General features: G+C 70.2%; 7 protein-coding genes. All 7 read left to right on the forward strand.

Annotation, left to right across the window (positions count from 1 at the left end; genetic code table 11):
• Positions 1-295: 295 nt before the first annotated feature.
• Entirely contained in the window at positions 296-952 is a 657-nt protein-coding gene (locus ACFC1T_RS36675) for an HAD-IA family hydrolase (RefSeq protein WP_375896641.1), read from the forward strand.
• A 79-nt stretch (positions 953-1031) separates the two neighbouring features.
• Positions 1032-2240: a helix-turn-helix domain-containing protein gene (locus ACFC1T_RS36680; protein WP_375896643.1), complete on the forward strand. Its 1209-nt coding sequence runs from the start codon at positions 1032-1034 to the stop codon at positions 2238-2240.
• Between the two features lie 183 nt (positions 2241-2423).
• Complete coding sequence (locus ACFC1T_RS36685) at positions 2424-2930, forward strand: hypothetical protein (RefSeq protein ID WP_375896646.1); 507 nt, start codon at positions 2424-2426, stop codon at positions 2928-2930.
• Between the two features lie 31 nt (positions 2931-2961).
• The gene (locus tag ACFC1T_RS36690) at positions 2962-3414 is read left to right on the forward strand and encodes an ATP-binding protein (RefSeq protein WP_375896649.1); all 453 of its coding nucleotides are present in this window, start codon (positions 2962-2964) and stop codon (positions 3412-3414) included.
• A gap of 143 nt (positions 3415-3557) precedes the next feature.
• A complete protein-coding gene (dapF, locus tag ACFC1T_RS36695) occupies positions 3558-4364 on the forward strand; it encodes a diaminopimelate epimerase (RefSeq protein ID WP_375896652.1) in 807 nt (268 codons plus the stop codon).
• Positions 4361-5440 (forward strand): ATP-grasp domain-containing protein, encoded by a 1080-nt coding sequence (locus ACFC1T_RS36700; RefSeq protein WP_375896655.1) that lies wholly within the window; start codon positions 4361-4363, stop codon positions 5438-5440. The genes dapF and ACFC1T_RS36700 overlap by 4 nt, the downstream gene beginning before the upstream one ends.
• 27 nt (positions 5441-5467) lie before the next feature.
• Positions 5468-6325, forward strand: coding sequence for a glutamate ligase domain-containing protein (locus ACFC1T_RS36705; protein ID WP_375896658.1), 858 nt, complete (start codon positions 5468-5470; stop codon positions 6323-6325).
• The last annotated feature ends 202 nt before the right edge of the window (positions 6326-6527 follow it).

Consider the following 6527-nt stretch of genomic DNA (forward strand, 5'->3'; position numbering starts at 1 on the left):
GCACTGACCGCCCCCGCCCCACCGCGCCCGGGCCCACGCCCCACGCCGCGGGGGGCGGCGCGCTCCGGGCCTGCCCGGAGCGCGCCGCAATCCTTTTCCCCGGGGCCCCCGCCCACCCCACGTCGTGGAGGCACAGCCCGTGCCAAGCAAGAGGGCAGGTCCATGCAGTGTGCTTACTTGCGGTGAGGCCTCGCAGTTCGGCCCCGCCGTCCACCACGGCGGGGCCGACCGGTGGGACCCGCCCTCTCCGCGGGTACCTTCGCGGTACGGCGACGAACCCCGAAGGGAACTCATCATGGCGCAACCAGTAGCACCCGTCAGTCCCCCGTCCGCATACCGCGGCTTGATCCTCGACTTCGCCGGTGTTCTGACCACGAATGCTCTCGCCGTTCACCGCGAGTGGTGCGTCAGTCAGGGACTTGACGCCGAGGCATGGCGCCGCACGCTGAACACCCATCCGGTGGTTCGGCAGCTGTACGTTGACCTGGAACGTGGCGCTCTCAGCCAGGCGGACTGGAACCGGCAGGTCGCGCCGTATCTCGGTCTGGCCGACCACGAGAACCTGATGGGCCGGGCGTGGGCCGGGGTCCGGGCCGCCGCCGACATGGTCACCCTTGCCAAGGCGGCGCGTGAGGCCGGTTACGTGGTCGCCATGCTGTCCAACAGCTTCGGACTGGACCCCTTCGACCCGTACGCTGCCTGTGGCGTCTGGGAGTTGTTCGACGTGACCGTGGTGTCCGAGTTGGAGGGCATCGCGAAACCAGACCCGGCGATCTACCGGCTGGCGCTGGAGCGGATGGGCCTGTCAGGCGAGGTGTGCGTGTTCGTCGACGATCACCCGGTGAACCTGCCGCCGGCCGAAGCACTCGGTATCACGACGGTGCTCGCCGACGGCCAGCCCGAGACCGTCGCCCGGATCGCATCCCTGCTCGGCATCGGGGCCTGCGTCTGAGCCTCCCGCTGTACGGTCATACCCGCACACTGCGGAGGTACCGCCCCGGGAAGGCCATCACCTGAGACGGAGTCAGCCTGTGACCCTCTGGGCAGAACGCACCACGGCGGAACGAGTCAAGATCCTGCGAGGCCGGGAGGTCACACAGGAAGACCTGGCCGAGAAGTCCGGGGTCTCCCTGGGCACGATCCGAAAGCTCGAACAGGGGGGCAACCTCTCGCTCCCTTCGCTGATGAAGGTCGCTGTCGGTCTCGGCACCGACGTCTCAGTGATCCTCGGACAGCAATCCCCGCGCCGAGGCATGGCCCTGGAGGAACGCTCGGCCCTACGCGCAGTATCAGCTGCCGTCCACGACACCGGACTCGGCATCGGCACCGACGTGGAGCCCGGCAGTCTGGAAGACCTGCGAGACGCGGCACGGCGCGCTGACGCCGCGTTCTGGAGCGGACGCTACGTCGAGCTCGGCGCGATCCTGTCCCTCCTGCTACCGGAGGCGCGGGCGCTCTACGACGCCACCACACCGGATCGGCGCGAAGCCGCCGGTGGAGTCCTCGCCGACGCCTTCCAGACTGCTGCCGTCATGGCCAATATCCTCGGCGCCCGCGACCTCGGGTACACCGCGATCACCCACGGCCGAAACGTCGCCGACCAGGTGGGTGACGGCCTCCGCGCGGCCCACCTGATGGCCTCGCTGTCGTGGATCTGCCTGCGCGATGGCCACACTGCCAAGGGCGTCCACGTCGCCGAGCAGTCCGCCGCCAAGGTCGAGCCCCGCATGTCCGACAGCGACCCGGACCGGCTCAGCGTGTACGGGCAACTGGTCACGAACGCGGCCGTCGCCGCGTCCCGGGGCGGCGCGAGCGCGGACACCGCCCGCGACTACTTGAGCCAGGCCCACGCCGTCGCGGCCCGGATCGGCCGCGAGCACGCCCGGGGCGACCAGGGCCAGCCGTTCGGCCCGTCCTACGCCGCCACGCAGGCCATGTCGGTGGCGACGGCCCTGGGCGACACCGCCGGAGCGCTCAGGCTGATCGAGACGACTCATCTCGATCCCGGCATGCCGCTGTCCACCCGCGCCAGGTTTCACCTGGACATCGCCCTGACGCGGACCGAGACACGGCAGTGGGAGGCAGCGGCCGCAGCGCTGAAGGAAGCGTGCCGGATCGCCCCGACGTGGGTCCGGCACCAGGCGCTCCCCGGAGTGATCACCGACCGGATCGCCGACGTGTCTGTGGCGATGGCGAGGAGCGTTGCGCAGGCCGCCAGTGTTCCACTGGTGATCAGATAAGCCCTCCATGTCGGACCATGGTGTCCGCGACCTGCTGGTATACGCAGCTACCACGCCCCGTAACGCCCAGCCGTAACAACCGCCGCGGGTACCACTGAACGTGGTAGTCGGCCGTGTGCGAGTTCTCCGGCTACCACGACCCATGTATTCACCGACGGTGAATGGTCGGTGACAGTGGTCGCCATGACCAGCGACCACCCCCGACCTGTCGGCCGCGCCCCCGTCGCCATCTACATCTGCTCCGGCGACGAACCCGCCGCCGATCTCATCGCCGCCCACGTCCGCGTCTTCGCCAGGGCCCGCCGGTGGACCGTGGCCGTGCTCGCCGTGGACAGCAACCCCACGCAGCCCCTCGCCGAGCGACCCGGCTGGCAGGCCATCACCGACGCCCTGTCGGAGAACAGGGCCTGCGGGGTCGTCACCTGGACCCGCGACATGATCCATGACGACCCTCTGAACAGCCCCGGCCGACAGTTGGCCGCCTTCGACCGGCTCGCCACCGTCCTGCTCGAGCGCGGCGCCTTTCTCACCGCTGCCACGCACCCGGGCACCCCGGCCGCAACCGTGCCGGAGCGCCGCTCCCCGGGCGGCCACTGGCGGCGGCGTGACCTCGCGTCCTCGGCCGCGGGCCTGTTCATTCCCCGCCGTGCAGCAGGACGAGGTACCGACCCGAGGACCTCCGGATGCTGACCCGTACGGTGACAGCCGCCCGGGAGCAATGATGAACACCACCCTCGAACGGCCCCGGGAAGCCGAGGGAGCGCCCTCGGCAACCCGTCCTGCACCGGCCACCATGCGGCTGCCGTACGCCTTCCGGTCCGCCCGCGCAGCCCGCCTCATGGTCAACGCCAAGCTCATCGAGTGGGGCTTGGAGGCCCTGATCGACGACGCCGAGCTGATCATCTCCGAGCTGGTGAGCAACGCGGCGAAGACCGGCTGCCGGACGTACATGATCGTCGCCGTCCGCCGACCCACCGCCGGAGTCGTGCGCCTGCTGGTCTCCGACGGCTCCGCGTCACCGCCCGTGCGGATCGAAGCCGGTCCCTCCCACGAGTCCGGACGAGGACTGGCCCTGGTACACCACCTCACGAAGGCCAAGTGGGGCGTCCGACTGTGGCCGCACGGCAAAGTCATCCACGCCGACCTCGGGGTACCACCCAGCGAGTTGGCCTGACGGCACCCCTCGGACTCCGCCCGGCGTCCCGGGCGGATCCGGTGCCGGCCGAAAGCCTCCCCCGAGCGGCGGCCGGCACCTCCTTCACGGCGCGCTCCCACCACAGCGCCCTGCATCCCGATACCCACGTGAGGAGGACCCCTTTGAGCACTCCCTTCCGGAAGATCCACGGAGCCGGAAACGACTTCGTGCTGCTCAACGGCGCCGACCAGGACACCGGCCGCGACTGGCACGACATCGCGGTGAGGCTGTGCGCGCGCCGAACCGGTATCGGCGCCGACGGTCTGGTGGTCAGCACGCTGATCAGCAGCGCCCCTCCGGTCCTGGAGATCTCGTGCTTCAACGCCGACGGGTCGATCGCAACGATGTGCGGCAACGCGCTGCGGTGCTCGGCCTGGGCTGCGGCCGAGGACTTCGGCTTCGACACGATGACCCTCGTCATGGCCGGGGTCGAGCACGAGGCGACCGTCACCCGTGAGGCTGTGGCGATCACCGCCGAAGTCGGCGCCGTCGACATGCGGGTGGTCGAGTCCGTGTGGGGCGGCCGCCCCTTCTGGTTCGACTCCGCTCACACCGGCACCGAACACGTGGTTGCCGTCGTAAACGACGTGGACGGCCTCGACGCCGAGGCCTGCGGACGTCTGATGCGCCACCACCCAAAGCTCGCCCCGCTCGGCGCGAACGTCAACTTCGTGGAGAGCATCGACCGGCAAACCCTCAAGATCCGCACCTATGAGCGCGGTGTCGAGGCCGAGACGCTCTCCTGCGGAAGCGGGGCTGTCGCCGCCGTCGTCATCGCGGGACGCCGTGGCCTGGTCACCGCGGGCCCCGTCGCCGTCCACAACCGCGCCGGAACCCCCCTCACCGTCGCCCCGCACGCCGATCGACCGGCCAAGTCGTACTGGGTCGCCGGCCCCGTCACCCTCGCCTACGAAGGAGTCATCTCGTGACCATCACCATCGACTGGCATGACACCGCCGCGCTGAGCAAGGAGATCCAAGCCGTACGGGAGCGCAAGTACCGCGGCACCAACGTGGGCCTGGTCTACGGCGGCGTCTCCGCCGAGGACCGCCTGTACCTCTCCAGGAGCCCCGTCGAGCAGATGTCCGTGACCGCGCTCTCCGAGTCCCTGGACACGATCGGTACCGCATTCCGCATCCTGGACCCGTGCGAGCCCGGGTTCGTGTCAGAGCTGCTCGGCGTCGACATCGTCCTGTCCAACCTGCACGGGCCCTTCGGCGAAGACGGTCGGCTCCAGGGACTGCTGGACTGGCTGCGCAGGCCGTACTGTGGCAACGGTGTTGCGGCGTCCGCCATCGCCGCCGACAAGATCCTCTGCAAGAGGTACATGAAGGGGCTCGGCGTGCCGACTCCGCCGTGGCAGGTGTGGACCGGCGGCAGCGCTGTGACCTGCGGCGGGCTGCCCATGATGGTCAAGCCGACCATGGGCGGATCGAGCGTCGGAATGAGCCTGGTCCGCACCACCGAAGAGCTCACCGCCGCACTCGAAGAAGCGACCCGCACCGACCCCTCGCCGGTCCTGGTCGAGCATTACATCTCCGGGACACCAGTGACCGTAGGACTGCTGGAACTTCCCGGCGGCGTCCTGGCGTTCCCGCCGCTGGCCACCGAGGTCCAGCAGGCCGATTTCTACGACGCCGACACGAAGCTCGACGCCGACGGCCGCGGCGGCGTGTCCGTGACGCTGGCGGACCTGCCGCCGTCCGTCCTGCGCACGCTCACCAGGCACGCCAGGACCCTGTGGGAAGGTCTCGGCTGCCAGGGGGGCGCCCGGGTCGACTTCATGGTCACCGCCGACGGCGAGGTGTTCGCCCTCGAGGTGAACACCACCCCCGGCATGTCGCGGGACAGCAACTTCGCCGCCGGAGCGTCGATGTGCGGCCTGACCCATGAGGACGTCGTTCGCGCGATGCTCCACCAGGCCCTCGCCCGGCCGACCTACGATGTGCCTCTGCCCGTCCCGAGTATCGGTGCCGTCCCGGCCCAACTGGACGCCACCGTCTGAACGATAACGCTTCGGAAGGTCGCCGCCATGCTGCATGTCCACGAGGTCCCGATGTGCCGTCAGCTCGTCCCCGTTGAGGAGTGGGAACAGCAGGGCGGCATGGAGCTCGGGGACCGGCTCACCTGGTCGAACCGAGCCTGCGGCATGGCGGCCCTCCGCATGATCCTGCTCGCCTACGGCAAGGAGCCCCCCACTCTCACCGAGCTCATCAAGATCGGCGTCAAGCGCGACGCCCTGACCGACCGAGGCTGGCTGCACACGGGGATCGCCAAGATCGCCATCGACTTCGACATCGCCGGTCAGGCTGAGCCGGTGGCGGCCGAAGAGCTGACCGACCAGCTGGCGAAGGCACCGCTGATCATCTCCGTGACCGAGCAGTTCCCCACCGACGGCCGCCGCGGAGGACACCTGGTCGTCGCCCACGGCTTCGAGAGCGGCGAGGACCAGGTCATCCACTTCCGGGATCCCTCGGCGTGGGGCCAGGACAACGACCGCGTGCCACTGAGCCGCCTCGCCAAGTCCTACACCGGCCGCGCCATCACCTTCCCGCCCCTCCCGGCGGCCGGACGCACGATCGCCGTTCTCGGCGAGATGGGCGAGCTCGGGGAGGACGCCGTCTCCGCACACCGCGAGATCGGCCGGTACGTCGCCGAACAAGGAGTCGACCTGCTGATCGCGGTCGGCGGTGACCTGCCCAAGCAGCTTGCCCTCGCCGCCGCCGCGCACGGCACCGACGTGGCCCTGGTCGCCGACGCCGAGACCGCAGCCGCCTACCTTGAGAGCATCGTACGGCCCGGTGACAAGGTGCTGGTCAAAGCCTCCCGCTCCGCGATGCTGTGGCAGGTGTGCCAGCAGCTTCTCGGCCAGAAGGTCACCGGCTGGTGACCGTGTCAGGCCTCTGAAAGCCCTGGTAGGTCAACTGCGTCCGGGCCGCCTCGACCCCACACAACCCCGGTGTCTCCGGCGCCTCCCCTGCCTGGTATCCGCAGACGGCTCGGGCCTTCTCCAGCGGCGGGGGGCCCGCCGCGCCGGGCCCGCCCCCCCCGGCGGGGCGCCGGGGCCCCCCCCCCCCCCCCCCCCCCCCCAC

Source organism: Kitasatospora sp. NPDC056076 (assembly GCF_042266305.1).
Classification (GTDB): domain Bacteria; phylum Actinomycetota; class Actinomycetes; order Streptomycetales; family Streptomycetaceae; genus Kitasatospora.

Excerpts from the sequence above, each read along its gene's own strand:
- ACFC1T_RS36675 (WP_375896641.1), top strand. The coding sequence starts at position 296 with ATGGCGCAACCAGTAGCACCCGTCAGTCCCCCGTCCGCATACCGCGGC.
- ACFC1T_RS36685 (WP_375896646.1), top strand. The coding sequence starts at position 2,424 with ATGACCAGCGACCACCCCCGACCTGTCGGCCGCGCCCCCGTCGCCATC.
- ACFC1T_RS36690 (WP_375896649.1), top strand. The coding sequence starts at position 2,962 with ATGAACACCACCCTCGAACGGCCCCGGGAAGCCGAGGGAGCGCCCTCG.
- ACFC1T_RS36705 (WP_375896658.1), top strand. The coding sequence starts at position 5,468 with ATGCTGCATGTCCACGAGGTCCCGATGTGCCGTCAGCTCGTCCCCGTT.